15 protein-coding genes are annotated in these 26,331 nt (G+C 67.0%); 11 read left to right on the top strand and 4 right to left on the bottom strand.

Features of this window, described 5'->3' with window-relative positions; all coding sequences use genetic code 11:
- The coding region (locus tag DNK34_RS20795) for a transposase (RefSeq protein ID WP_207401623.1) at positions 1-232 on the bottom strand (232 nt) is incomplete at its 3' end.
- Positions 233-756: 524 nt separating this feature from the next.
- Positions 757-1,725 (bottom strand): alpha/beta hydrolase family protein, encoded by a 969-nt coding sequence (locus DNK34_RS20790; protein ID WP_131177107.1) that lies wholly within the window; start codon positions 1,723-1,725, stop codon positions 757-759.
- Between the two features lie 404 nt (positions 1,726-2,129).
- Here DNK34_RS20790 and DNK34_RS20785 point away from each other — a divergent pair, with 404 nt between their 5' ends.
- The 11 genes from DNK34_RS20785 (at position 2,130) to gabD (ending at position 18,021) form a co-directional block, all read left to right on the top strand.
- On the top strand, positions 2,130-4,532 hold the full coding sequence (locus DNK34_RS20785; protein WP_131177108.1) for a PAS domain-containing sensor histidine kinase: 2,403 nt from the start codon (positions 2,130-2,132) through the stop codon (positions 4,530-4,532).
- A 15-nt stretch (positions 4,533-4,547) separates the two neighbouring features.
- Positions 4,548-5,177 carry a response regulator gene (locus DNK34_RS20780; RefSeq protein WP_131177160.1) on the top strand — a complete coding sequence of 210 codons (630 nt, stop codon included), beginning with the start codon at positions 4,548-4,550 and terminating at the stop codon, positions 5,175-5,177.
- 227 nt (positions 5,178-5,404) lie between these two features.
- Entirely contained in the window at positions 5,405-6,514 is a 1,110-nt protein-coding gene (locus DNK34_RS20775) for an ABC transporter ATP-binding protein (RefSeq protein WP_131177109.1), read from the top strand.
- A gap of 45 nt (positions 6,515-6,559) precedes the next feature.
- A complete protein-coding gene (locus DNK34_RS20770; protein ID WP_131177110.1) occupies positions 6,560-7,594 on the top strand; it encodes an ABC transporter substrate-binding protein in 1,035 nt (344 codons plus the stop codon).
- Between the two features lie 79 nt (positions 7,595-7,673).
- Positions 7,674-8,921, top strand: a complete 1,248-nt coding sequence (locus tag DNK34_RS20765; RefSeq protein ID WP_131177111.1) for an ABC transporter permease — start codon at positions 7,674-7,676, stop codon at positions 8,919-8,921.
- Between the two features lie 156 nt (positions 8,922-9,077).
- Positions 9,078-9,905: an ABC transporter permease gene (locus tag DNK34_RS20760; RefSeq protein WP_131177112.1), complete on the top strand. Its 828-nt coding sequence runs from the start codon at positions 9,078-9,080 to the stop codon at positions 9,903-9,905.
- Between the two features lie 65 nt (positions 9,906-9,970).
- Entirely contained in the window at positions 9,971-11,011 is a 1,041-nt protein-coding gene (locus tag DNK34_RS20755) for an ABC transporter substrate-binding protein (protein ID WP_131177113.1), read from the top strand.
- A gap of 1,062 nt (positions 11,012-12,073) precedes the next feature.
- Positions 12,074-13,447: a sigma-54 interaction domain-containing protein gene (locus DNK34_RS20750; protein ID WP_131177114.1), complete on the top strand. Its 1,374-nt coding sequence runs from the start codon at positions 12,074-12,076 to the stop codon at positions 13,445-13,447.
- A 174-nt stretch (positions 13,448-13,621) separates the two neighbouring features.
- A complete protein-coding gene (locus DNK34_RS20745) occupies positions 13,622-14,770 on the top strand; it encodes an iron-containing alcohol dehydrogenase (protein ID WP_131177115.1) in 1,149 nt (382 codons plus the stop codon).
- A gap of 360 nt (positions 14,771-15,130) precedes the next feature.
- A complete protein-coding gene (locus DNK34_RS20735; RefSeq protein ID WP_131177117.1) occupies positions 15,131-16,519 on the top strand; it encodes a hypothetical protein in 1,389 nt (462 codons plus the stop codon).
- 41 nt (positions 16,520-16,560) lie between these two features.
- Entirely contained in the window at positions 16,561-18,021 is a 1,461-nt protein-coding gene (gene gabD, locus DNK34_RS20730; protein WP_131177118.1) for an NADP-dependent succinate-semialdehyde dehydrogenase, read from the top strand.
- Positions 18,022-18,063: 42 nt separating this feature from the next.
- On the opposite strand, the gene DNK34_RS20725 is transcribed toward gabD, so the two are convergent.
- Entirely contained in the window at positions 18,064-24,363 is a 6,300-nt protein-coding gene (locus DNK34_RS20725; RefSeq protein ID WP_131177119.1) for an MBG domain-containing protein, read from the bottom strand.
- A gap of 81 nt (positions 24,364-24,444) precedes the next feature.
- Positions 24,445-26,166 (bottom strand): ShlB/FhaC/HecB family hemolysin secretion/activation protein, encoded by a 1,722-nt coding sequence (locus DNK34_RS20720; RefSeq protein WP_165496954.1) that lies wholly within the window; start codon positions 26,164-26,166, stop codon positions 24,445-24,447.
- Positions 26,167-26,331: the final 165 nt, after the last annotated feature.

The following is a 26,331-nucleotide window of genomic DNA, read 5'->3' as shown; positions in this document are numbered from 1 at the left end:
GTTTGGGGATCTTCAAATCAACGTCGCCAGCACGGGTTTGCCAGAGGCGATCACGGTAGCCGTTGCGGCTGTTCAACCGGTCAGGGCTTTTGACATCGAAGCCGGCACCGCACAGGCCTTCGACGTCAAATTCCATCATGCGCTGGGCAACGAACTGGATCATTTGCTTGAGCAGATCAGCGTCTGCCCCTTTCTCAACCAATTTGGTCAATGCGATAGTGGGGTTGGTCATCGTGGTTTCCCTGGTGCTCGTTAGGTCTTCGCAAACTCAACGTTAGCCAAGAACCACGATGACCCACCTCTCTCGCCCGTAGGGCGCCTTCGGTTGGTTCAGTTACACCATTTCCAGGGACACGATCCTGCTTGCAGCGTGTAGCCTGGGTTAGCCGAAGGCGTAACCCAGGGCAGCCGATCCACGACCTCCGGGTATCGCTGCGCTCAACCCGGGCTACGGGCTAATCCCCGGGATTCAGCAACAAGCGCGCGGAATGGCCCCATTTGCGTAGGAGCCGCGACCTCGCGGCGAATCGTGGCCATAGTGCGATTCTTGCGGCATGGCCGCCATCGCATCGCGCCGAGGTCGACGCTCCTACACGATCGGTGGTTTGCCGCGACCCCGTAGGAGCCGCGACCTCGCGGCGAATGGTGGCCATAGTGCGATTCTTGCGGCATGGCCGCTATCGCATCGCGCCGGGGGCGACGCTCCTACTGGTCAGCCCTGCTTGCAGGCCAAGGATCAAGACGCTATCCACGGGGCTAGTCCTTGCCGCCCTCGCCGTGCTTGTCCAGCCAGCCGCGCAGGCGGCGGAACAGCTGTTCTTCGGCGATGGCCGGGTTGCCGGGCAGGGCGTCCAGCCCGACCTGGACGAAGGCGGGCTGTTTCTGCCGCTGGCTGACCTGCTTGCGCTTCAGCGCCGCGGCGCGATCGGCCGGACGATCCTTGTAGTAGAAGTCGCCAATGCTGACTTTTATCTGCGGCAGCAATTCGTCGACCGCCGGGCCGAAGCCCACCGGCTGGCGGGTCGCCACCAGCAGCAGCCCAGGGGCGGTCGCGGGCGGGCGTTCGGCGAGGTAGCGCGCGGCCCAGTAGGCGCCGCTGCCCGTGCCGAGCAGGACGATGTGGCTGGCCTGCTGTTGCTGGGCGAAGGCGATGCCGGCATCGAGGCGGGCGAAGACCCGTTCGACATGGGCGGCGCGCGCCGCTTCCGGGGCCAGGGTCGGTACGCTGGGCGGCGGTTCGGCGGCGGCTGCATCGGTTGCCGGCGTTTCGCTGGCGGGGGCATCGGCTGTGGCGTTTTCGGCTGTGCGCGCCGGGGTGATCTCGCCCTGTGGGTCGGGGAGGGTCAGGCTCAGGCTGTGCCAGCCGGCATCCGGGAGCTTGCGCCGCAGCGGGCCGACGCCCTGCGGCGCGTCGGCGCTTTCGTCGTCACCGGGCAGGAGAATCACCAAGCCCTTGGCTTCGGCGACGTTGGCCGGCAGCCACAGGGCGAGAAAGTGGCTGCCATCGGCCTCCAGTTGCTGCTGTTCGCTGGCTGCCAGTTGCCGCTCGAGCGCCAGGGCTTCGAGTTCGCTGCGTTCGCTCAGGGGTGCGCGTTCGCTCGGCGCCGCCGGGGGGGCGGTCTGGCCATCCGTGGGTGGTGGGCTCTGCTCGGCATGCAGGTTGGCCGCGCCGAACAGCAGGCTCAGGCCCAACAGGTAGGGTATCGGGTATCGCAGGGGCGGCATCTGAACGGTCCGGATGGCGGGCTTGCTGCCAGACTAGGATCTGTTGCCGTTTCAGCGCAAGCCGCGTTGCCGCGAGAAATCTCGCCAGGCGAGGCGGAGGATGCCGGGAATGGCGTTCCCTTGCCAAGTCCTCCAACGACGCATGGCGAGATTTCCCGCGCAACCCGCAGGGCCGGGCCCGTTTTGCCGCGATGCGGCGTTTCTCGCCGGCTCATTTAGCCCGCTAAACTTCGCGGCTCGAGCCTTGCCTCGCGGCAAAACGGGCTCCGGCGCGGTCGTGCTGAAACGGCAACAGACCCTAATGACTTGCGCTGCATTTGTCAGGCAAGCAGGCGCGCGTCTGTGGCTTAATCCGCCGGGATGGCCGACATTCCCCTTACACCCTGTTTTTCCGGTACCCGAGCATGATGCGTCGCTGTTGCCTGTTTCTCCTGCTGATCGTGTCGCACGCCGCATGGACGCAAGAGCCGCCGGTGGCGCCCGCCCAGGTGTTCGACCCGGCCCAGCGGGCCTGGCTGCAAGCCCACCCGGTGCTGCGCGCCGGGGTGGTGTTGCAGGCGCCCTATGCGCAGCTGGATCGGCGTCTGCATCGGCTGACCGGCGCCAACATCGAGCTGCTGAGCGCCTTGGCCGCGCTGATGCACGTCGAGCTGCGCTGGCGCAGCTACCAGACCCAGGAAGAGCTCGAACTCGCCCTGGTCAACGACCAGATCGATCTCGCCCCCGGCCTCAGCCAGAGCCCGTCCGGGTTGCGGCGCTGGCTGTTCTCCGATCCCTATCTGCGTGTCTCGCACTTGCTGGTGGGCGAGCGCGACACGGGGGGCGCCGTCGACCTGGAGCAACTCGATGAGCGTTCGTCGGTCGCGCTGAAAGTGCCGGAAGCGGTGCTCGACTACCTGCAGAGCAGTTACCCCAGGCTTTCCCTGCAGGTAGCGGCATCGCCGCGCCAGGCCCTGCAGCAGGTGCTCAATCAGCAGGCCAGCTACGCGGTGCTCGATGAGGCGCAACTGGGCCGCTTGTCCCGCGAACCCGAGTTCCTCGGCCTGGCGATCGTCGGCGATATCGGTTTTCCGCAGTTGTTGCGGGTGGCTTCGCGACGTGACTGGCCCGAGCTGTCGGCGATCATCGACGTCGCCCTGCGCGCCTTGCCCGCCCGCGACCTGGAGGCGTTGCACAGCCGCTGGCTGCCGCCCAGCTACCTGCAGCAGGAAAGCACCTCGAGCTTCTGGCGCGGCATCAGCCTGCTGCTCGGCCTATTGCTGGCGTTCGCCCTGCTGCTGTTGCTGTGGATGCGGCGCCAGTACGACAGCCTGGAGTTCCGCCTGCTCGCCGCGCGGCATGAGATCGAGTTGCGCGAGGTGGCCCGCGACGCCCTGCGCCTGTCGCAGTTCTCCATCGACCACAGCACGGTGGGCATCCTCTGGGTCAACTGGGACAGCCACGTGCGCTACGCCAACCGGGCGGCGGAGCGGATGCTCGGCTACCGCCGCGGCGGCGTGGTCGACCGGCCACTGGTCGATTTCGAGCCGACCTTGAGCATGGACCGCTGGCTCAGCCTCTGGCGGCGGGCGCGCAAGGGCGACGAAGGGCCGCTGAATTTCGAGACCGATTGTCGCCGCGCCGATGGCAGCGATCTGCCCGCCGATGTGTCGCTGAGCTTTCTCAGCTACCGCGATACCGAGTACCTGGTGGTGTTCATCACCGATGTCACCGAGCGCCGCCGCGCCCTGGCCGCGTTGCAGGAAAGCGAGGCGCGTCTGCAGGGCATCGCCGCCAACGTGCCCGGTGTGGTGTTCCGTCTGGAACGGGCGCGGCCCGGCGATCCGGCGCTGTTCGCCTTCATCGGCGAGGGCAGCGAAAGCCTGGCCGGGTATTCGGCGGCGACCCTGCTCGAACCCGACCGCGGTTTGCGCAGCCTGGTGCACCCGGCCGACAAGGCCGGCTATCACGCGACCCAGGATCGCGCCCTGGACAGTGACAGCGACTGGCACTGGCAGGGGCGCATCCTCACCCGCACCGGCGAGCAGCGCTGGGCCGACATCAAGGCCATGGCGCGTACCCAGGACGATGGCCGGGTGATCTGGGATGGCGTGGTCTGGGACATCAGCGAGAACAAGCGCAACGAACTGGCCCTGGCCGAGTCCCAGGCGCAGTTGCGCGATCTGTCGGCGCACCTGGAAAGCGTGCGCGAGGAAGAAAAGGCGCGCATCGCCCGCGAGGTGCATGACGAGCTGGGACAGGTGCTGACCGTGCTCAAGCTGGAAACCTCCATGTGCGAACTGGGCTTCGCCAGCCTGGATCCCGGCCTGCGCGAGCGCCTGGACAACATGAAGCGCCTCATCGCCCAGTTGTTCCAGCTGGTTCGCGATGTGGCCACGGCGCTGCGTCCGCCGATTCTCGATGCCGGTATCGCCTCGGCCATCGAATGGCAGGCCCGGCGTTTCGAGGCGCGCACGCAGATTCCCTGCCTGGTCGAGGTGCCCGAGCACCTGCCGGACCTGGCCGATGCCAAGGCCATCGGCCTGTTCCGCATCCTGCAGGAGGCCCTGACCAACGTCATGCGCCACGCCGAGGCGCAGACGGTGGAGGTCAGCCTGGAGCTGCAGGGCGAGACCCTGTGCCTGAACATCGGCGACGATGGCCGGGGCTTTCGGCCCGAGGCGGTACGCAGCGATTCCTTCGGCCTGGTGGGCATGCGCGAGCGGGTGCTGATGCTCGGTGGGCAATTGAGCATCGACAGCCGCGTCGGGGAAGGTACCCTGTTGCGGGTGAGGGTGCCGCTGAACGAGTGCGTATCCATTGACTGAGCAGAGGGCGTGCGCGTGATCCGAGTACTGGTGGCTGAAGACCACACCATCGTCCGTGAGGGCATCAAGCAGTTGATCGGCCTGGCCAGGGATCTGCAGGTGGTCGGCGAGGCGAGCAATGGCGAGCAGCTGCTCGAGGCCTTGCGCCAGACGCCCTGCGAGGTGGTGCTGCTGGATATTTCCATGCCCGGGGTCAATGGCCTGGAGGCGATTCCACGGATTCGCGCGTTGAGCCAGCCGCCGGCGATCCTGGTGCTGTCCATGCACGACGAGGCGCAGATGGCCGCCCGTGCCCTGAAGATCGGCGCGGCCGGTTACGCCACCAAGGACAGCGACCCGGCCCTGCTGCTCACCGCGATCCGCAAGGTGGCCGCAGGCGGGCGCTACATCGATCCGGACCTGGCCGACCGCATGGTCTTCGAAGTCGGCCTGACCGACTCGCGGCCACCCCATGCACTGCTCTCCGAGCGCGAGTTCTCGGTCTTCGAGCGCCTGGTGCAGGGCGAGGGGGTCAACGAGATCGCCGCCCAGCTGGCGCTCAGCAGCAAGACCATCAGCACGCACAAGGCGCGCCTGATGCAGAAGCTCAACCTGCATTCGGTGGCGGACCTGGTGCGCTATGCGGTGGAGCACAAGCTGATCTGAGTGGGGTCGCTGTCGCGATTTACCTGTTTGCGACATGACTTTCTTCGCCGGGCCGCCATGGCATGAGGGGGCACGCGGTCATACTTGTCCATTTGCGACATTCGTGTAGGGATTGCCCTACACGGCGTTTCCGCCCGCCTTATAGCAAGTTGTCATCACGCCCGATTTGCAGGCCCGGTCCGCGGCCCTAGGCTTCGAGCACGGTAGACAAGCAGGCAGGTGCGGTGATGGGCGACACTTCTTCCAACGAGGTTCTGGTCAGTTTTCGTGGCGTGCAGAAAAGCTACGATGGCGAAAACCTGATCGTCAAAGACCTCAATCTGGACATTCGCAAAGGCGAGTTTCTGACCCTGCTGGGGCCGTCCGGTTCCGGCAAGACCACCAGCCTGATGATGCTGGCCGGTTTCGAGACCCCCACGGCCGGTGAGATCACCCTGGGCGGCAAACGTTTGAACAATGTGCCGCCGCACAAGCGCGACATCGGCATGGTGTTCCAGAACTACGCGCTGTTTCCGCACATGACCGTGGCCGAAAACCTGGCCTTTCCCCTCAGCGTGCGCGGGCTGAGCAAGACCGACATCGGCGAGCGGGTCAAGCGTTCGCTGTCCATGGTGCAACTGGATGCCTTCGCCGGCCGTTACCCGGCGCAACTGTCCGGTGGTCAGCAGCAGCGCGTGGCCCTGGCCCGCGCCCTGGTGTTCGAGCCGCAGCTGGTGCTGATGGACGAACCCCTGGGGGCGCTGGACAAGCAACTGCGCGAGCACATGCAGATGGAGATCAAGCATATCCACCAGCGCCTCGGCGTGACCGTGGTCTACGTGACCCACGACCAGAGCGAAGCGCTGACCATGTCCGACCGGGTGGCGGTGTTCCACCAGGGCGAGATCCAGCAGATCGCCTCGCCGCGCGAGCTGTACGAATCGCCGTGCAATACCTTCGTCGCCCAGTTCATCGGCGAGAACAACCGCTTTGCCGGCGAACTGCTCGAGCGCCAGGGCGACACCTGTACGGTCGGCCTGGGGCGCGGCGAGAAGGTGCAGGCGCTGGCGGTCAACGTCGGCCAGCCCGGCGAAGCGGTGAGCCTGTCGATCCGCCCCGAGCGCATTCGCCTGAATGCCGCGGCGCAGACCTGCGACAACCGCTTTTCCGGGCGCGTCTCGGAGTTCATCTACCTCGGCGATCACGTGCGTGTGCGCCTCGAGGTCTGCGGCAAGACCGATTTCTTCGTCAAGCAGCCGATTGCCGAGCTCGATCCCGCTCTGGCCGTTGGCGATGTGATCCCGCTCGGCTGGCAAGTCGAGCATGTCCGCGCCCTCGATCCGCTGTCGGCGGATTGATCAGGCGTTTCTCGCTTTACCACTGCACTCGGAGCAAGCCAAGAAATGTCGAAGATTCTCTCTCTTTCCGCACTGACCCTGGGGCTGATCTGTGCCGCACAGGTTCAGGCGGCGAACCTCACCGTGATCAACTTCGGTGGCGCCAACAAGGACGCCCAGGTCAAGGCCTACTACCAGCCTTGGGAAGCGGCGGGCAACGGCAAGATCATCGCCGGCGAATACAACGGTGAAATGGCCAAGGTCAAAGCCATGGTCGACACCAACAGCGTGTCCTGGGATCTGGTCGAGGTCGAGTCGCCGGAACTGGCCCGCGGCTGCGATGAAGACCTGTTCGAAGAGATCGACTATTCGGTGATCGGCGACAAGGACGCCCTGGTGCCCGGCGCGGCGACCTTCTGCGGCGTCGGCTTCTTCGTCTGGTCGACGGTCATGGCCTACAACGCCGACAAGCTGAGCACGGCGCCGACCAACTGGGCGGATTTCTGGGACGTGAAGAAATTCCCCGGCAAGCGCGGCCTGCGCAAGGGCGCCAAGTACACCCTGGAGTTCGCTCTGATGGCCGACGGCGTCGCGCCCAAGGACGTGTACAAGGTGCTGGCCAGCAAGGATGGTCAGGAGCGTGCCTTCAAGAAGCTCGACGAACTCAAGCCGCACATCCAGTGGTGGGAAGCCGGCGCCCAGCCGCCGCAGTACCTGGCCTCCGGCGACGTGGTCATGAGCTCGGCCTACAACGGCCGCATCGCCGCCACCCAGAAGGAAGGCAGCAGCCTCAAGGTGGTGTGGGACGGCGGCATCTACGACTTCGACGCCTGGGCCATTCCCAAGGGCGCGAAGAACAAGGACGAAGCGCTGAAGTTCATCGCCTACACCCTCAAGCCCGAGCAGCAGAAGATCTATTCGGAAAACATCGCCTACGGCCCGGTCAATCCGAAGGCCGTGGAACTGCTCGACGCCAAGGTCGCCGCCGACCTGCCGACCGCGCCGGAGAACATCGCCAACCAGGTCGCCATGGACGTGGCCTTCTGGGCCGACTTCGGTGAAGTCCTGGAGCAGCGCTTCAACGCCTGGGCCGCCAAGTAACGCCCCGAAGCAGGCCGGTGTCGCCCACCGGCCTCGCGCGTCACCCCGATTTCCTATTTCGTTACACCGGAGTTAGCCCATGGCTCTTGCAGTGCCCCTCGACGAGGTCACCGGCCCTACGCTCAAACAGCGCCTGGGGCGTGCCGAGCGGATGAACCGCCTCAAGTCCCAGGCGTTGATCCTGCCGCTGGTGCTGTTTCTCGTGCTCACCTTCCTGGTGCCGATCGCGGCGTTGCTGTACCGCAGCGTGGACAACCCCGACGTCATCCGTTCGCTGCCGCGCACCGTGACCGCCATCGAGCAGTGGGACGGCCGTGGTCTGCCCGCCGAGCCGGTCTATGCGGCACTCGCCCGGGATCTGGCCGAGGCCCGCGAGCAGCAGACCCTGGGCGATCTGTCCAAGCGCCTGAACATGGAGCTGGCCGGTTACCGCAGCCTGCTGGCCAAGACCGGCCGGGCGCTGCCCTTCGATCCGCAACCGGCTTCCTACAAGGATGCCCTGGAGTCGTTCGACGAACGCTGGGGCGATCCGGCCTACTGGCAGACCATCCGCCGCAATACCAGCGCCTGGACGCCGTACTACCTGCTGGCCGCCCTCGACCACCGGATCGACGACCTCGGTGCCGTGGTCAAGACCACCCCGGACCAGGCCATCTACCTGGACATCTTCGCCCGTACCTTCTGGATGGGCACGGTGATCACCGCGATCTGCCTGCTGCTGGCCTATCCGCTGGCGTACCTGCTGGCCAACCTGCCGACGCGCCAGGGCAACCTGTTGATGATCATGGTGCTGCTGCCGTTCTGGACCTCGATCCTGGTGCGCGTCGCCGCCTGGATCGTGCTGCTGCAGTCCGGCGGCCTGATCAACAGCGCGCTGATCAAGCTCGGCCTGATCGACCAGCCCCTGGAACTGGTGTTCAACCGCATGGGCGTATACATCTCCATGGTGCACATCATGCTGCCGTTCATGATCCTGCCGATCTACAGCGTGATGAAGGGTATTTCGCCGAGCTACATGCGCGCGGCGATTTCCCTCGGCTGCCACCCCTTCGCCAGTTTCTGGCGGGTGTACTTCCCGCAGACCCTGGCCGGCGTGGGCGCGGGCTGCCTGCTGGTGTTCATCCTGTCGATCGGCTACTACATCACCCCGGCGCTGCTCGGCAGCCCCAGCGATCAGATGGTCAGCTACTTCGTCGCCTTCTACACCAACACCACCATCAACTGGGGCATGGCCACCGCGCTGGGCGGATTGCTGCTGGTCGCCACCCTGCTGCTGTACGTGGTCTACAGCTGGCTGGTCGGCGCCGGGCGCATGCGCCTTGGATAAACGGTCTGCGTAGCAGGCCATCCGATGACCCTCTCCCCCGGGAGAGGGTGCCCGCAGGGCGGGAGAGGGCGGTGTTTCATTCGCATCGCCCCCAAACCCTCTCCGATAGAGCGGAGAGGGGCGCTTCAAGCCAAAAGAACACTGGAGTAAGACGCTATGCTCAGTCCCTACATGTCCCCTGTCGAGCGCGCCTGGTATTACGGCCTGCGTCTGCTCTGCGGCCTGGTGCTGCTGTTCCTGGTGCTGCCGATCCTGGTGATGGTGCCGCTGTCGTTCAACTCCGGCACCTTCCTGATCTACCCGATGCAGGGCTTCTCGCTGCGCTGGTACGAGGACTTCTTTTCCTCGGCGAGCTGGATGCGGGCGCTGAAGAACAGCCTGATCATCGCCCCGGCGGCCACCATCCTGGCCATGATCCTCGGCACCCTGGCGGCGATCGGCCTGACCCGTGCCGAGTTCCGCGGCAAGGCGCTGCTGATGAGCCTGATGATCTCGCCGATGGTGGTGCCGGTGGTGATCGTCGGCGTGGCCAGCTACCTGTTCTTCGCCCCGCTCGGGCTGGCCAACGGCTACCTGTCGCTGATCGTGGTGCACGCCGTGCTCGGCGTGCCCTTCGTCATCATCACCGTATCGGCCACCCTGCAGGGCTTCAACTACAACCTGGTGCGCGCCGCGGCCAGCCTCGGCGCCTCGCCGCTCACCGCGTTCCGCCGGGTGACCCTGCCGCTGATCGCGCCGGGGGTGATCAGTGGCGCGCTGTTCGCCTTCGCCACCTCCTTCGATGAAGTGGTGGTGACCCTGTTCCTCGCCGGCCCGCAGCAGGTTACCCTGCCGCGGCAGATGTTCAGCGGCATCCGCGAGAACCTCAGCCCGACCATCGCCGCCGCGGCGACGTTGCTGATCGGTTTCTCCATCCTGCTGCTGCTGACCCTGGAATGGCTGCGCGGCCGCAGCGAGAAGTTGCGCACCCAGCAGCCCGGCTGAACACGGGGCAAGGAATCCCGGGGCCTGGGCTCCGGGCTGTGTGCCCTTCATGCAAGGAGTGAGCTATGTTCGTACGGAGTCTATGTCGTTGGGGCGTTTTGGCCTGCATCCTCGTCGGGCAGCCGCTACTGGCCGCCCAGATCAATGTCGTCTCCTTCGGTGGTTCCGTGCGCGAAGCGCAGCGACAGGCGTTCTACCGTCCATTCAAGGAGGCCACCGACGTGCTGGTGGTCAATGGTTCCTATAACGGCCAATTCGACAAGCTGCGGCGTATGCAGGCCATGCAGCACGTGACCTGGGATGTCATGGAAGTGGAATCGCCCGAGCTGGCCCGGGGCTGCGAGGAGGGGCTGTTCCGGCCGCTGTCCGAGTCGCTGCAACGTGAGGCCGGGGACCTGTTGCCCGGCGCGCTGCGCCCATGCGGCGTCGGCACCTTCGTCTGGTCCATGGCGCTGGCCTACGATACCGAACGCCTGTCCCAGGCACCGCGCAATTGGGCGGATTTCTGGGATGTTCAGCGTTTCCCGGGGGGGCGCGGCCTGCGCCAGGGCGCCAAGTACAATCTGGAGTTCGCGCTTCTGGCCGACGGCGTGCCCGCCTCGGAGGTCTACACCCGGTTGGCCACCGCGGCCGGTGTCGAGCAGGCGTTCCGCAAGCTCGATGAGCTCCGGCCGCATATCCGCTGGTGGCAGGCCGGCGAGGAGCCCGTGAGGCGCCTGGCCGATGGCGGGGTGGTGATGAGCGCGGCCTACAGCGGGCGCATCGGCGCCGCCCAGGATCAGGGCGCCAAGCTGGGGCTGGTCTGGGCCGGCAGTATCTACGATTTCGATTTCTGGGCCATTCCCCGCGGCAGCATCAATGTGCAGGAGGCCGAGCGTTTCATCCACTTCGCCAGCCAGGCGGAGCCGCAACGGGCCTTCGCCGAGCTGATTCCCTACGGGCCGGTGAACCGCCAGGCGACCAGCTCGCTCTCCGCGGAACGGGCGGCACGCTTGCCCACGGCCGAGGCGAACATGCGTGACGCGCTGGCCATCGGCGTCGACTTCTGGGCCGAGCATGGCGACGCCCTCGAACAGCGTTTCACGGCCTGGCTGGCGCGCCGCTGAACGGCCACGATCGCTTCGCCCCGAGGTCGGGGCTCCCACACGGGCGGTGGTCTGCCGGGCTCCTGTGGGAGTCGCGCCCCCGCGGCGATTAGTGGTCGCGGCGCAGGTTCCGCCGAATGGTCACGATCGCTTCGCCCCGAGGTCGGGGCTCCCACACGGGCGGTGGTCTGCCGGGCTCCTGTGGGAGCCGCGCCCCCGCGGCGATTAGTGGTCGCGGCGCAGGTTCCGCCGAATGGTCACGATCGCTTCGCCCCGAGGTCGGGGCTCCTACCCGGGGCGGCGGTCTGCCGGGCTCCTGTGGGAGCCGCGCCCCCGCGGCGATTAGTGGTCGCGGCGCAGGTTCCGCCGAATGGTCACGATCGCTTCGCCCCGAGGTCGGGGCTCCTACCCGGGGCGGCGGTCTACCGCGACCCAGTGGGAGCCGCGCCCCCGCGGCGATTAGTGGTCGCGGCGCAGGTTCCGCCGAATGGCCACGATCGCTTCGCCCCGAGGTCGGGGCTCCCCACGGGCGGTGGTCTGCCGGGCTCCTGTGGGAGTCGCGCCCCCGCGGCGATTAGTGGTCGCGACGCAGGTTCCGCCGAATGGCCACGATCGCTTCGCCCCGAGGTCGGGGCTCCCCACGGGCGGTGGTCTGCCGGGCTCCTGTGGGAGTCGCGCCCCCGCGGCGATTAGTGGTCGCGACGCAGGTTCCGCCGAATGGCCACGATCGCTTCGCCCCGAGGTCGGGGCTCCCCACGGGCGGTGGTCTGCCGGGCTCCTGTGGGAGCCGCGCCCCCGCGGCGATTAGTGGTCGCGGCGCAGGTTCCGCCGAATGGTCACGATCGTTTCGTCCCGAGGTCGGGGCTCCTACCCGGGGCGGCGGTCTACCGCGACCCAGTGGGAGCCGCGCCCCCGCGGCGAATAGTAGTCGCGGCGCAGGTCTCGCAGGATGGCCACGACCCCTTCACCGGCCATCGCTGAAACCGTGAGAATTCTTTCATGGTCCGTGCCTCGTTCTGGCGATAGCGATCCTGTGACCCGGTAGACTGTCGCGCTTTACCTGCGCCTTTCCGGGGAAGCCCCATGGATTTCGACGATCCCAGTTTCCGTGAACTGCTCGACGCCCTGCACGATGGCGTCTACATCACCGATGCCGAGGGCATGACCCTCAAGGTCAACCGTGCCTACGAACGCCTGACCGGCCTGCGCAGCGAGGACGTGCTCGGGCGGCACATGCAGGCCCTGGTGGAGCAGGGCGTGATCTCGCAGTCGGTGTCGCTGCGCGTGCTCAAGGAGGGCAGGGCGCTGTCGATGATGCAGAGCGTCAGCCAGGGCAAGCGCCTGCTGGTCAGCGGTACGCCGATCTTCGCCGCCGATGGCCGGGTGCGCTACGTGGTCAGCACCGTGCGCGACATGACCGAGCTGCTGCGCATGAAGCACGAGCGTGACGAGCTGCAGCAGCTCAAGCAGTTGCGCAACAGCACCGCGCGCCTGCATGCCGGCCAGCGCGACGACCTGCTCGATGCCTCGCCGGTGGCCGAACAACCGGCCTCGGGACGGGTCTTCGCCCAGGCCCGGCAGGTCGCCGCCAGCGACGTGAAGGTCCTGTTGCAGGGCGAGACCGGGGTGGGCAAGACCCTGATCGCCCAGTACATCCACAAGGCCAGTGCCCGCGCCGCGCAGCCCTTCCTGGCGCTGAACTGCGGCGCCCTGCCGGAAAACCTGATCGAGGCCGAGCTGTTCGGCTACGTGCCGGGCGCCTTCACCGGCGCTGGCAGCAAGGGCAAGCGCGGCCTGCTGGAGCTGGCGCATCAGGGCACGGTGTTTCTCGACGAGATCGGCGACCTGCCCCTGGCGCTGCAGGTCAAGCTGCTCAAGGTCATCGAGGAAAGCCGCTTCATTGCGGTCGGCGGCCTGGAGCTCAAGGAGGTGGACGTGCGCATCATCACCGCCACCCACCACGACCTGCGGCGCATGGTCGCCGAAGGGCGCTTCCGCGCCGACCTCTACTACCGGCTCAACGTGGTGCCCATCCATATCCCGGCGCTGCGCGAGCGCCCCGAGGAAGTCCAGCCATTGCTCGACTTCTACCTGGCCGAATTCAATCGCCGCTATGGCCGCGAACTGGAATGGGGACTGGAGGCGCTGGACGCCCTGATCGATTACCCCTGGCCGGGCAATATCCGCGAGCTGATCAACCTGGTCGAACGCCTGGTGGTCACCTGCACCGGCGCCAGCGTGGAGATCTTCGACCTGCCCGAAGAGGTGCGCAACATCGCCGTGGAAGAGGGCGATGACAGCCAGTTGTCGCTGCGCAAGCGCGTGGAAAACCTGGAGCGCAGCCTGATCCGCAAGGCGCTGGTGCGTTACAAGACCACCCGCGAAGCGGCCAAGGCCCTGGGGGTGAGCCAGGCGACCGTGGTGCAGAAGATGAAGAAGTGGGAGCACGCTGATTAGAAAACTGATCAAGGCGCAGGATTTTGATTGGTTTTCTGATCGGTGTGAGCGTGTTCGGCGCTGTGACAAATCGACGCAAGGCGTCTGGCTCAAGGCTTTGCGCAAGCTGGCACAGGATTCGCTATGAGCAGGCCCGAACCCGTCCAGCAAAACAACGCATAAAAGGGCCCGCTGATGAGTATCGCCGCATTCAAGATTGCCAATAAGCTGCTGACCGGCCAGGGCGCCGTCGAGCAACTGGCCATCGAACTGCCCCGCCTGAAGATCGACAATCCACTGATCGTCACCGACGCCATCCTGATCAAATCGGGCACGGTCGACCACGTACTGAAGCAACTGGGCGAGCGCCCCTATGGCATCTTCGACGGCGTCGAGCCGGAGCCGGAGATCGCCATCGTCGAAGCCTGTGCCGAGGTGTACCGCGCTGGCGGCCATGACGGTCTGATCGGCGTCGGCGGTGGCAGCGCCATCGATATCGCCAAGGCCGTGGCCGGCTACGTCGGCCATGACGGCGCGCTGGAGGAGCTGTTCGGCGTCGACCAGGTCAAGCGCAAGGGGCCGCCGCTGATCGCCATTCCGACCACCGCCGGCACCGGCTCGGAAGTGACCAATGTGTCCATTCTCTCGGACAAGAAAGCGCAACTGAAAAAAGGCATCGTCAGCGACTACCTGCTGCCCGACGTGGCCCTGGTCAGCCCGCTGATGACCCTGACCTGCCCGCGCAGCGTGACCGCCGCCAGTGGCGTCGATGCCCTGGTGCATGCCGTGGAGTCGTACCTGTCGGTGAATGCCTCGCCGATCACCGACGCCCTGGCCATCGGCGCCATCAAGCTGATCGCCAAGGCCCTGCCCAAGGCCTACGCCAACCCGGCCGACCTGGTCGCCCGCGAGGACATGGCCACCGCCAGCCTGATGGCCGGCATGGCCTTCGGCAACGCCGGGGTCGGCGCCGTGCATGCCCTGGCCTATCCCCTGGGCGGTCGTTTCAACATCGCCCATGGGGTCAGCAACGCCCTGTTGCTGCCCTACGTGATGGCCTGGAACAAGCTGGCCTGCGTCGAGCGCATGGCCGAGATCGCCGCCGCCATGGGCGTGCCGGTGCATGGCCTGGGCGACAAGGCCGCCGCCGACCTGGCCGTCGAGGCCATGGCCGAGCTGTGCGCCAGTGTCGACATCCCCAAGGGCATGCGCAGCTTCGGCGTGCCGGAAGACGCCATCCCGACCATGGCCGAGGAGGCCAGCAAGATCGACCGGCTGATGCGCAACAACCCGCGCCGGCTTACCGCGGCGGATATCGAGAAGATCTACCGCGCTGCTTATTGAGCATGCGCAACCGCTGATGAAACGCCCCGGGGCCTAGGGTCTGTTGACGTTTCAGCACGACCGCGCCGGAGCCCGTTTTGCCGCGAGGCAAGGCACGAGCCGCGAAGTTTGGCTGGCCAAATGAGCCGGCGAGAAACGCAGTATCGCGACAAAACGGGCCCGGCCCTACGGGTTGCGCGGGAAATCTCGCCATGCGTCGTTGGAGGACTTGGCAAGGGAACACCATTCCCTGCGTCCTCCGCCTAGCGGATCGCCGCCCGGCCTGGCGAGATTTCTCGCGGCAACGCGGCTTGCGCTGAAACGTCAACAGACCCTCTGGGGCGAACTGGTTTACAACTCTAATAAGACTAGGTGATCCACATGTCCGATCCGCACGAACAGGGCCCGGAAGCGCCCTACACCCCGCTGGGGCCGTTCAAGCTGCGCCTGCCCTTCATCCACTACCGCTTCGAAATCTCCGACTACATGCAGGGTCTGCTCATGTGTGCGGTGGATCTGGCGGCGATCCCGTTGATGACCGAATTCCTCGGCATGCCGTTCGAGGTGGCGCTGGCGGTGGTCATGCTCAACGGCCTGCTGTACCTGATCCACCACCTGCTCGGCGACCCGGTGGTGCCGGGCTGGATCACCCCGGCCATCCCCATGCTCATGGCCTATTGCAGCCAGTTCCCGGAGGGTCCGGAGCGGGTGCATGCGCTGATCGCCTTCCAGTTGATGCTGGGGATATTTTCCATCGGCCTGGGCATGAGCGGCATGGCGCGCAAGGTGGTGTCGCTGGTGCCCTCGGCGCTCAAGGCCGGGATCATCATGGGCGCCGGACTCAGCGCGGTGGTGACCGTGTTCAAGGAAGGCGGGCGTTTCGATGCCTTCCCCTGGACCATCTCCATCGCCATCGGCGTGGCCTTCTACCTGGTGTTCTCCATCCATTTCCAGGAGTTGAAGAAGCGCAACCGCTTCTGGTGGAACTTCGCCAAGCTGGGCATCTTCCCGATCATCCTGCTGGCGGTGATCGTCGCGCCCCTCTTCGGCGAGGCGCCGTGGCCGAGCATCGAGTGGGGCATCAGCAAGCCCGACTTCATCACCCTGTGGAACGAGTACACCGTGTTCGGCCTGGGTATGCCGCCGCTGATGATGTTCATCACCTCCATTCCCACGGTGCTGGCCGCCTACCTGGTGGTCTTCGGCGATGTGCTGAGCAACCAGGCGATCCTCGACGAGGGCGGCAAGGTACGCCGTGACGAGAAGATCGACTTCGACCCCAACCGCTCGCACCTGCTGTTCGGTGGGCGCAACGCGCTGATGAGCATCCTCGGCCCCGACGTGGCCATGTGCGGCCCGCAGTGGGCGGCCATGCAGGTGGTGATCACCGAGCGCTTCAAGGGCGGGGCCAAGGCGATGAAGTCCATCTACGGCGGCGTCGGATCGTTCCGCTGGGGCACCAACACCGGCCTGCTGCTGTTGCCGGTGGTGACCCTGGTGCAGCCGATTCTCGGTGTGGCCCTGGCGCTGACCCTGCTGATCCAGGGCTACGTCAGCGTGCGCCTGGGCATCATGGAGGCGCGCAGCCAGCGCGACCTGGGCATCGCCGGGGTGATCGGCGCGGTACTGGCGATCAAGGGCGCCGGCTGGGCCTTCGCCATCGGCCTTGGCCTGTGCCTGCTGATCTACGGCACCCGCTTCTTCCGTGGCGAGAACGACCAGACCTTCAGCAAGGATGTGCCGCTTGCCAAGGTCCCCGACCAGGACTGAAACCATTACCGCCGAGGCTCCCACCGTAGAGGAATGATCCCATGCAACTGAACGATCCCCGGCTGCTGCGCCACCAGGCGTATATCGACGGCCGGTGGTGCGACGCCGAAGATGGCGCCACCACGGAAATCTTCAACCCGGCCAGCGGCGAGTCCCTGGGCCGGGTGCCGAACCTGGGCGCGGCGCAGACCCGCGCCGCCATCGACGCCGCCCGCGCCGCCCAGCCGGCCTGGCGCGCCCTGACCGCCAAGGAGCGCGCCGCGCGGCTGCGCGCCTGGTACGAACTGATGCTGGCCAACCAGGAAGACCTGGCGTGGATCATGACCGCCGAGCAGGGTAAGCCGCTGAGCGAGGCGCGCGGCGAGGTGCTGTACGCCGCGTCGTTCATCGAGTGGTTCGCCGAGGAGGCCAAGCGCGTCTACGGCGATACCATCCCCGGCCATCAGGCCGACAAGCGCCTGCTGGTGACCAAGGAACCGGTCGGCGTGACGGCGGCGATCACGCCCTGGAACTTCCCGGCGGCGATGATCACCCGCAAGGCCGGCCCGGCCCTGGCCGCCGGTTGCGCCATGCTGCTCAAGCCGGCGCCGCAAACGCCTTTCAGCGCCCTGGCCCTGGCGGTGCTGGCCGAGCGCGCCGGTATTCCCGCCGGGCTGTTCAATGTGCTGCCGGCCGACGCCGAGCGCTCCCGTGAGGTGGGCTTTGAGCTGTGCGCCAACCCCATCGTGCGCAAGCTGTCGTTCACCGGCTCCACCGGCGTCGGTATCAAGCTCATGGAGCAGTGCGCGCCGACCCTGAAGAAACTGTCCCTGGAGCTGGGCGGCAACGCGCCCTTCATCGTCTTCGAGGATGCCGATCTGGACGCGGCGGTGGAGGGCGCCATGGTCGCCAAGTACCGCAACGCCGGGCAGACCTGCGTCTGCGCCAACCGCCTGTACGTGCACGATGCGGTGTACGACGCTTTCGCCGAGAAGCTGGCGGCGGCCGTGGCCAGGCTCAAGGTCGGTCACGGCGTGGAGGCGGGCGTGACCACCGGCCCGCTGATCGACGGCAATGCCGTGGCCAAGGTACAGGCGCACCTGAGCGATGCCCTGAGCAAAGGCGCGCAGGTGCTGCAGGGCGGGAAGGTGCATGCCCTGGGCGGTAACTTCTTCGAACCCACGGTACTGACCGGGGTGACCCACGACATGCGCGTGGCCCGCGAAGAAACCTTCGGCCCCCTGGCGCCGCTGTTCCGCTTCAGCGACGAAGCCGAGGTGGTGCGCCAGGCCAACGACACCGAGTTCGGCCTGGCCGGCTACTTCTATACCCGTGACCTGGGCCGCGCCTTCCGCGTCGGCGAGGCGCTGGAGTACGGCATGCTCGGCATCAACACCGGTCTGATCTCCAACGAAGTGGCGCCGTTCGGCGGCATCAAGGCCTCTGGCCTGGGCCGCGAAGGCTCGAAGTACGGCCTCGATGAATACCTGGAGATCAAGTACCTCTGCCTTGGCGGTATCTGACTCCCGGTGGCGTTTTCGCGAGCGCCGGGGCGGATCGCCGTTTCACTCCTCCAGGCGGATGAAGTTTTCCGCCAGTTGCAGTGGCAGGTCGGCCACGCTGCGGTGCAGTCGCGCAGCGCCGTCGCCGGCCATCCCGACCCGTGCCAGGCGTTCCCGTTCGTCCTGGCGCACGGGCCGCTCGATATCGCCCGCCGTCGGGCCGGCCGGCGTTCCGGGCAACGGCGGAACCTCGGGTTGGGCCTCGATCAGCAGGCGGCCATCGAGGTAGGCGATGGCGTAGTTGTCCGCTGCCAGGCCAGAAACGCTGATGCTGTAGTCGCCGACCTGCACGGCGCCCTGGGCGCTGCCGCCGTAGACCAGATCGCCGCCGAGCACGGCGTCGGTCTCGCCGCCGACGAAACCGCTGTAGGTCACGCCATTGCCGCCGATCCACGGCTGCGCGTCGTAGGTCTTGCCGGCGTCATTGGCGGTGACGGTCAGGGCGGACTTGCCGATGGTCAGAGCACCATCGACGAAGGTCAGCGCGTAGTTGCCATCGCTGCCGCTGGCGGTCAGCAGATAGCTGCCGGCGTTGATGCCGCTGCCGCCGCTGGTGGTGATGCCGCCGAGCACGCTTTCGGTCTCGCCATTGACCAGGCCGTTGGCGGTAAAGCCCGCTACGCTCTGCTGCTGGCCGTTGTAGGTGACGCTGGCGCTGTTGGCAGTGACGGTGGCCTGGGCCTTGCCGATGGTCAGGTTGCCGCCCTGGTAGCGGATGGCGTAGTTGCCGGCGGTCAGGCCACTGACGTCGAGGGCATAGCTGCCGGCATTGGCCGCGCCCTGGGCGGTGCCGCCGTAGACGAGGGTGCCGTCGAGCACGGACTGGTTCTCGCCGTTGACGAAGCCGCTATAAGTGACGCCATTACCGCCGCTCCAGGCCAGGCCGTTGTAGGTCTTGCCGGCGTCATTGGCGGTGACGGTCAGGGCCGCCTTGTCGATAATCAACACGCCATCGACGAAGGTCAGTGCGTAGTTGCCATCGCTGCCGCTGGCGGTCAGGAGATAGCTGCCGGCGTTGATGCCGCTACCGCCGTTGGTGGTCACACCGCCAAGCACGCTTTCGCTCTCGCCGTTGACCAGGCCGCTGGCGGTAAAGCCCGATACGTTCTGCTGCTGGCCGTTGTAGGTGACGTTGGCGCTGTTGGCGATAACGGTGGCCTGGGCCTTGCCGATGGTCAGCGCGCCATCGACGAAGGTCAGGTTGTAGTTGCCATCGCTGCCGCTGGCGGTCAGCAGGTAGCTGCCGGCGTTGGTGCCGCTGCCGCCGCCGGTGGTCACGCCGGCGAGCACGCTTTCGCTCTCGCCGTTGACCAGGCCGCTGGCGGTAAAGCCGGAAACATTCTGCTGCTGGCCGTTGTAGGTGACGCTGGCGCTGTTGGCAGTGACGGTGGCCTGGGCTTTGCCAATCGCCAGGGTACCGCCCTGGTAGCTGATGGCGTAGTTGCCGGCGGTCAGGCCGCTGGCGTCGAGCGCATAGCTGCCGGCATTGGTTGCGCCCTGGGCATCGCCGCCGTAGGCCAGGCTGCCGCCGAGTACGGATTCGTTCTCGCCATTGACGAAGCCGCTGTAGCTGAGGCCGTTGCCACCGCTCCAGGCCAGGCCGTCGTAGGTCTTGCCGGCGTCGTTGGCGGTGACGGTCAGGGCGGCCTTGTCGATAGTCAGGGCGCCATCGACGAAGGTCAGCGTGTAGTTGCCATCGCTGCCGCTGGCGGCCAGCAGATAGCTGCCGGCATTGATGCCGTTGCCGCCGCTGGTGGTCACACCGGCGAGCACGCTTTCGGTCTCGCCGTTGACCAGGCCGCTGGCGGTAAAGCCCGACAGGTTCTGCTGCTGGCCGTTGTAGGTGACGCTGGCGCTATTGGCAGTCACCGTGGCCTGGGCCTTGTTGATGGTAGCTGTCAGCCCGGTGGGCTGGAGCAGGTTGTAGTTGTCGGCATCGATACCGCTCAGGGTGTAGCCAGTGACGGTCACCGCTTTGCCGGTGCCGGCGTTCTTGTCGTCGAAGGCGCCGGTGCCGGTGCCGCTTATGGCGACTTGGTCGGCACCTATGGCCGTGACGTTGGCAGTGCCGCTCAGGGCAGCGGCAGCGGTGCCGTCATAGGTTTTGTTGTTGGCGGAAAGGCCAGTGACGGTGAGGTCGGCCTTGTCGATGGCCAACTCGGCGTTCGCATAACGGATGTCGTAGCCCTGCTGGCCGGAGTACAGGCCGTCGAAGATCAGGTTGCCATCGACAGTGCTGTAGGTGCCGGCATTCTTCGAGTCGGTGGCGTAGCTCAGGCTGCCGTCGAGGCTGGCGCCCGTCAGGTCGGTGGTGTAGCTGCTGGTGCCGCTGGCGGCGCTGCCGTCGTAGGTCTTGCCGGCAGCGGACAGGTCGGCGCTCACCGTCACCTGGGTCAGGAAGCTGCGCAGCAGCGGGGTGGTATAACCATCGTAGATACGCCAGACGCTGCCGCTGCCGCCTTGGGCGTCGATGTCGCTGCCCCAGGCGGCGAAGGTGGACAGGTCTTGCAATTCGGCCAGGGTCTTGGCGGTGCCCAGGGCGTTGTAGCCGGAGCCGCTGTTGATGAGATTGCCGTTGGCATCGGTGGTGGCGTAGAAGGCATCGCTGATCATGCCGCCGTCGTTGAAACCGACGAGCCCGCCGAGGGTGTTGTACGTGCTGGAGCCGTTGACGCTGCCGGTGGCGTAGGCGTTGGTGATGGTGCCGTTGTAGTTGTAGCCGACGAGCCCGCCGAGGACGTTGAGGCCGGTTGTGCCAGTGCCGGTCACACTGCCGGTTGCGTAGGCGTTGCTGATCGTGCCGCCGTCGTTGAAACCGACGAGGCCGCCGAGGTGGTTGGTTGTGCCAGTGCCGGTCACGCTGCCGGTGGCGTAGGCGTTGGTGATGGTGCCGTAGTTGTTGTAGCCGACGAGCCCGCCGAGGTAGTTGGCTGTGCTGGTGCCGCTGCCGGTGCCGCTGCCGGTTGCGTAGGCGTTGGTGATGGTGCCGTAGTTGTTGTAGCCGACCAGCCCGCCGAGATAGCTGTTCACGTCGGAGCTGGTGACGCTGCCGGTTGCGTAGGCATTGCTGATCGTGCCGCCGTCGTTGTAGCCAACGAGCCCGCCAAGGTCGTTGTTCGTGCCGCTGCCGCTGCCGCTGCTGCTGACGCTGCCGCTGGCATGGGCGTCATCGATGCTGCCGGAGTTGCCGCCGACCAGCCCGCCGACGTTGTTGGCGCCCTGTACGCTGCCGCTGGCATAGGTGTCGGCAATGCTGCCGCCGCTCCAGCCGACGAGCCCGCCGATGTTGTCAGTCGTGGCCGTGACGCTGCCGCTGGCATGGGAACCGGTGATGCTGCCGTGGTTCTGCCCGACCAGGCCGCCGGTTACGTTGGCGCCCGATACCTCGGCTGCGGAAGAGGCCTCGTCGATGCTGCCGCTGGCCTGGTTGGAGCCCGCCAGGCCGCCGATGTTGCTGCCGCCGGACGACACGCTGCCGCTGCTCCAGGCGTTGCCGATGCTGCCGCTGTTGGAGCCCACCAGCACGCCGACGTAGTCGCCCCCGTTCACCTCGGCATCCGTCAGCCCGATATCGCGGATGCTGCTGCCGCTGCCGGCATGGCCGATCAGCCCGACGTAGCTTTCGCTTGCGCGGTTGATGCTCAGCTCGAAGACCACGTGGCCCTGGCCGTCCAGGCTGCCGGTGAAGGCATTGCTGGCGTCGCCGATGGGATCGAAGCCGGCCGTGCTCCACATGCCGCTGGCGTTGCTGCCATCGGTCGCGCTGGCGTCGATGTCGGCGGCCAGGGTGTAGGTCGCCGTCAGATCCAGGGCCATCAGTTGCAACTGGTGGGCATTGCCGATGCTGGTGCTGTATTCGCTGTAGAGAAAGGGCCGGGTCGAACCTTCGAGCATCACCCACTGCGGCGCGCCATCGGCATCGCGGGCGACCCAGACGCCGGGGGCGTCTTCGCTCCAGGTGCCGAAGCTGGCGTAGGCGGTATGGGCGTAGCGGTTGGCGGCGATATCGGTGGTGTTGGTGGCGCTTGTCCCGGTGCCTACGGCCTGGGACTGGCCGGTGGAGCCGCTGTCCCAGTGGGCATAGCTGATCGTGCCGTCGTCGTTGTAGCCGACGAGCCCGCCGAGGCGGTTGTACGTGCCGGTGCCGTTGACGCTGCCGGTGGCGTAGGCGTTGGTGATGGTGCCGTTGTAGTAGTTGAGGCCGACGAGCCCGCCGAGGTGGTTGTACGTGCCGGTGCTATTGACGCTGCCGGTTGCGTAGGCGTTGCTGATGGTGCCGTTGTTGTTGTAGCCGACGAGCCCGCCGAGGCGGTTGTACGTGCCGGTGCCGGTCACGCTGCCGGTGGCATAGGCGTTGGTGATGGTGCCGTTGTAGTAGTTGAGGCCGACGAGCCCGCCGAGGTAGTTGTACGTGCCGGTGCCGGTCACGCTGCCGGTGGCATAGGCGTTGCTGATGGTGCCGCCGTAGTTGTAGCCGACGAGCCCGCCGAGGTGGTTGTAGCCGGTACCCGTGCCCGTCACGCTGCCACCCAGCAGGCCGATGTCGCGGATCAGCGCGTCGGTGCCGGTACTCCCGAACAGGCCGAGATAGCCATGGGCCGATTCGATGGTCAGGTCGCTGATGCTGTGCCCCAGCCCGGCGAAAATGCCGGTGAAGGTGCTGCCCACCACTGCCTGGCCGTAAGTGGTGCCGCTGGCATCCAGATCCTGCGCCAGGGCATAGCGCCCGCCCAGGCCGGTGCTGTCGATGGCGTCCAACTGCGTCATGCTGTGGATCAGCGTGTAGGCCTCGCCGTTGATGCTCAGGCTCGCATTGCTGCCCGAGAGCGTGACCGGCGCGCTGATGTTGTAGTCGCTGCCGCTGGCGACCGTGCCGTTCTGGGCGTAGCCGCCATGGTTGAGCACCAGCCCGGCGCTCTCGCCGGTGGCGGTGATGGCGGCATTGATATTGATATCGCCGTGGGCATTGAGGGTGAGCGTGGTGTCTGAGTTCCAGGCCACGGCGGCATCCACATTGATGTCGCCCGCTTCGCTGCCGGTCGCCACCGTCTGCAGGGTGACACTGGTGTTGGCCAGGTTGGCGTTGAGGGTCTCGGCGCCGATGCCGCTGTCGGTCTTCGTCGCGCTGCCGGCGGCCACGGTGAAGTCGGTGGGGTCGATCAGCCAGGTGCCGGTCTGGCCCTGCTCGGCCTTGGTGCTGACGCGGGTGCCTGCGGCAATGCTGACCTTGGCCGCACTGGTCTCGACGAAGCCGCCGTTGCCGCCCTTGGGGTTGGAAGCGGCGGGCGCGCTGGCATCCAGGGTGCCGGCCACTTCGGCGCGGCCGCCGCTGTCGAGATCGGCCAGCAGCAGGATCCTGCCCTCGCGCTCGGCCAGGGTACGCGCCTGCAAGGTGCCGCTGTTGCTGACCACCGCCGAGGCCAGGGCATTGGCGCCCTGGGCGTTGAGCACGATCTGCCCGCCGTCGGCGACGATGGCGCCGCCGTTGTGCACCGCCAGTTGCAGCTCGGAGGCGTCCACGGCGATCTGCAGGTGGCCGTCGGCGCCGGCGGCGAAGGTGATTTCCCGGCCGGCGGCGAGAATGGCATTGCCGCCATCGGCCTGGATGTTGCCGGTGTTGCTCACGGAGGTGCCGAGCAGGGCCACGGTGCCGTTGGTGGCGGTGATGCTGCCCTGGTTGATCACCTCGCCGGTGCTGTTCTCGGTCAGGGTGAAGCGATCCTTGCCGGCGAGAAAATCCTCGTTGCTGATGGCCAGGGTCGAGGCGACGATCCCGCCGACGTCGACCTGTGCGCTCTGGCCGAACAGCACGCCGGCGCCATTGACCAGGTACACCTGGCCATTGGCCGAGAGGTTGCCCAGGATCTGCGAACGGCTGCCGCCGGTGACCCGGTTCAGCGCTGCCGCATGGGCGCCGGGCTGGTTGAAGCGCACGCTGGCGTCTTTACCGATATCGAAGGACTGCCAGTCGATAATGGCGCGGTCGGAACCCTGGTTCACCGTGAGGCTGGTGCCGCTCTGGCCGATATCGGCCTGGCCGGCAATGACCTGGCCACCGCTGGGCAGGGCGCCGGCGTCGAGGGCGAAGCCCGACGAGGGCAGGGCGAGCAGGCCGAGGCCGGCGAGTATCGCCAGGCGCAGCCGGCGCGCAGAGAAGGCGAACTGCCCCGTGACGGTAGCGCCGCCCACGGCCGCCGCAGCCTTGCCCTGGCCCCGGGCGGTTTCCGGGGCCACGGCCCAGGTGCCCCGGGCGCGGTTGAAGACCAGTCGATAAGCGCGGTTGATGCTGCCGTGGTGCCACATGTCGGTGTACCTCCCTGCGAGGGATTCGGTGCCGGTGAACCGGCATGGGATCAAGGGCGAGTCAGGCCGCCGGTCGTTGGTCTAGAACGCCTGGCTGAGGCTCAGCCAGGCGCGTGGGCCGCTGCGGGTGCCGTCCTGGTCGTGGTCGCTTTCGCCGCTGCCGGGGTTGTTGCCCAGGGGGGTCGCCAGCACGCCGTTGATGGCGAAACCCCTGGGGTGGCTCCAGGACAGGCCCAGGCCTGCGGCGTAGAGCGCGTAGCTGTTGCGACCGCTGTCGGCGGTATCCCAGCCCTGCCAGGTGGTGTGGCGCTGGCGGATCACGCCGCCATCGAGGAAGGCGTAGCCGTCCAGGCCGGGGATGCCGGCCCAGGGCAGCAGGCTGTGCAGTTCCAGTTGCAGCAGGGCGCCGCTGTCGCCGCTGGCCTCGTTGACCGGGTAGCCGCGTACGCCGTAGGGGCCGCCGAGGCTGAACTGCTGGGAGGAGTCGAGGTTGTCGAAGGCCAACTGGCTGCTGAACCGACCGCGCAGGTACAGCGACGGGGCGAGCAGCTGGTCGCGGCGCAGGTCGAGGCGCAGGTGGGCGAAGCCACCGTCGATGCCGGCGCCGCCAGCGTCCTGCGCGCGGTCGGCGGCCAGGCGCAGGTCGGCGCGGCCACCGCTGAGGGCCAGGCGGCCGCTGTTCAGGCCACCGCCACCCCAGGCGTCGCGGGCATCGCCACGCAGTTCCAGGGTGGTGGTGTCCAGGCGGCGTTCACGCAGGGTGATGCCCAGGGTTTCGTCCTCCTGGCGGGCCTGGGCCTGTTCCAGGCTGAGCCACAGGTTGTGCTGGCTGCTGCGCAGCAGGGGATAGTCCAGGCCGGCGCGGACAGTGCGGGTCTCGCCCTGGCTGTCGAGAATGGCGAAGTCCTTGCCGAGGCGATAGTGCACCTGGCTGTAGCCGAGCCTGGCGCGCAGGCCGTCATGGCCCAGCGGCAGGCTGTAGTCGGCGCCGAGGTAGTCGAGGTGCTCGGCGAGCAGGCCGCTCAATTGCAGGCGATCGCCGTAGCCGCTGGGGCCGTTCAGCGCCAGGCTGGCGAAGCCCTGGCCGCGCCCGGTGAAGCGGTTGCCGTAGTTGCTGGCGCCGAGCGCGCCGCTGAGCAGCGGTGTGTCGCTCACGCGCAGGGCCAGGTCGCTGGTGCCTTGTGCCTGGCCGGCGCGCAGGGTGCCGTCGGCGCGCACGCCGGGCAGGTCGTTGGCCAGCAGCAGGCCGCGTTCGAGAGCCGCGAGGGAATAGGGCTGGCCGGCCTCGAGATGGCGGCCGACGGTGTTGGCGACGAACTCGGCATTGGCGCGGCTGTCGCCCGGTTGCAGGTCGATGCGGCCGAAGCGCCCCTCGATCACGCGAACCCGCAGGGTGCCGTCGCTGACATCCTGTTCGGGCAACTGGACGCGGACGAACCAGCCGCGCTCGCGGTACACGCCGACCAGGGTCTGGGCGGCGGCTTGCAGTTCGCCCAGGCTGATGGGGCGGTTCAGGTAGGGCTCGAACTGGCGGATCAGTTGGTCGTGGGGAATCAGGCTGGCGCCTTCCAGCTCGATCCGCCGGATGACGACCTGGGGCCCGGAGGTATCCACCACCGTCTCGGGCGTCACCGCCTTTGGTGGCTGCTGGATATCGGGCGTGCGCAGCTCCTGCTCGATCTGGCGCTGGATCTGCCCGGCGTCCGGGGCGACCTGGGCGTAGGCCGTGGAGCAGAGCACGGCGGAGGCGAACGCGGAGATCCAGCGGCTGCTGGCGCCGCCAGGGTGGCGATTGTTGGGCATGGCCGTTCCAGGTTGCCATACGCGGCACTGGCGGCCGTGCAGGGGCGTTGTGGGATAAGAGGCTTTCGCTGGCATGCGGAGGCATTGCTGTTCGCGGCGCATGGGCGAGTGAGGCGAACCATAAGTCGGCGCGCGTGGTTTTCCCATAGTCCATATGGACTGGCT

The organism is Phytopseudomonas dryadis (genome assembly GCF_004327355.1).
Lineage (GTDB): Bacteria > Pseudomonadota > Gammaproteobacteria > Pseudomonadales > Pseudomonadaceae > Aquipseudomonas > Aquipseudomonas dryadis.
The sequence above is the reverse complement of the archived record's forward strand: the minus strand, read 5'-3'. Positions and strand labels throughout refer to the sequence as shown.

What these genes read in the sequence shown, in the direction of transcription:
- DNK34_RS20750 (WP_131177114.1), top strand. Translation starts at nt 12,074, where the DNA reads ATGGATTTCGACGATCCCAGTTTCCGTGAACTGCTCGACGCCCTGCAC.
- DNK34_RS20765 (WP_131177111.1), top strand. Translation starts at nt 7,674, where the DNA reads ATGGCTCTTGCAGTGCCCCTCGACGAGGTCACCGGCCCTACGCTCAAA.
- DNK34_RS20785 (WP_131177108.1), top strand. Translation starts at nt 2,130, where the DNA reads ATGATGCGTCGCTGTTGCCTGTTTCTCCTGCTGATCGTGTCGCACGCC.
- gabD (WP_131177118.1), top strand. Translation starts at nt 16,561, where the DNA reads ATGCAACTGAACGATCCCCGGCTGCTGCGCCACCAGGCGTATATCGAC.
- DNK34_RS20745 (WP_131177115.1), top strand. Translation starts at nt 13,622, where the DNA reads ATGAGTATCGCCGCATTCAAGATTGCCAATAAGCTGCTGACCGGCCAG.
- DNK34_RS20720 (WP_165496954.1), bottom strand. Translation starts at nt 26,166, where the DNA reads ATGCCCAACAATCGCCACCCTGGCGGCGCCAGCAGCCGCTGGATCTCC.
- DNK34_RS20760 (WP_131177112.1), top strand. Translation starts at nt 9,078, where the DNA reads ATGCTCAGTCCCTACATGTCCCCTGTCGAGCGCGCCTGGTATTACGGC.
- DNK34_RS20790 (WP_131177107.1), bottom strand. Translation starts at nt 1,725, where the DNA reads ATGCCGCCCCTGCGATACCCGATACCCTACCTGTTGGGCCTGAGCCTG.
- DNK34_RS20735 (WP_131177117.1), top strand. Translation starts at nt 15,131, where the DNA reads ATGTCCGATCCGCACGAACAGGGCCCGGAAGCGCCCTACACCCCGCTG.
- DNK34_RS20725 (WP_131177119.1), bottom strand. Translation starts at nt 24,363, where the DNA reads ATGTGGCACCACGGCAGCATCAACCGCGCTTATCGACTGGTCTTCAAC.
- DNK34_RS20770 (WP_131177110.1), top strand. Translation starts at nt 6,560, where the DNA reads ATGTCGAAGATTCTCTCTCTTTCCGCACTGACCCTGGGGCTGATCTGT.
- DNK34_RS20775 (WP_131177109.1), top strand. Translation starts at nt 5,405, where the DNA reads ATGGGCGACACTTCTTCCAACGAGGTTCTGGTCAGTTTTCGTGGCGTG.
- DNK34_RS20755 (WP_131177113.1), top strand. Translation starts at nt 9,971, where the DNA reads ATGTTCGTACGGAGTCTATGTCGTTGGGGCGTTTTGGCCTGCATCCTC.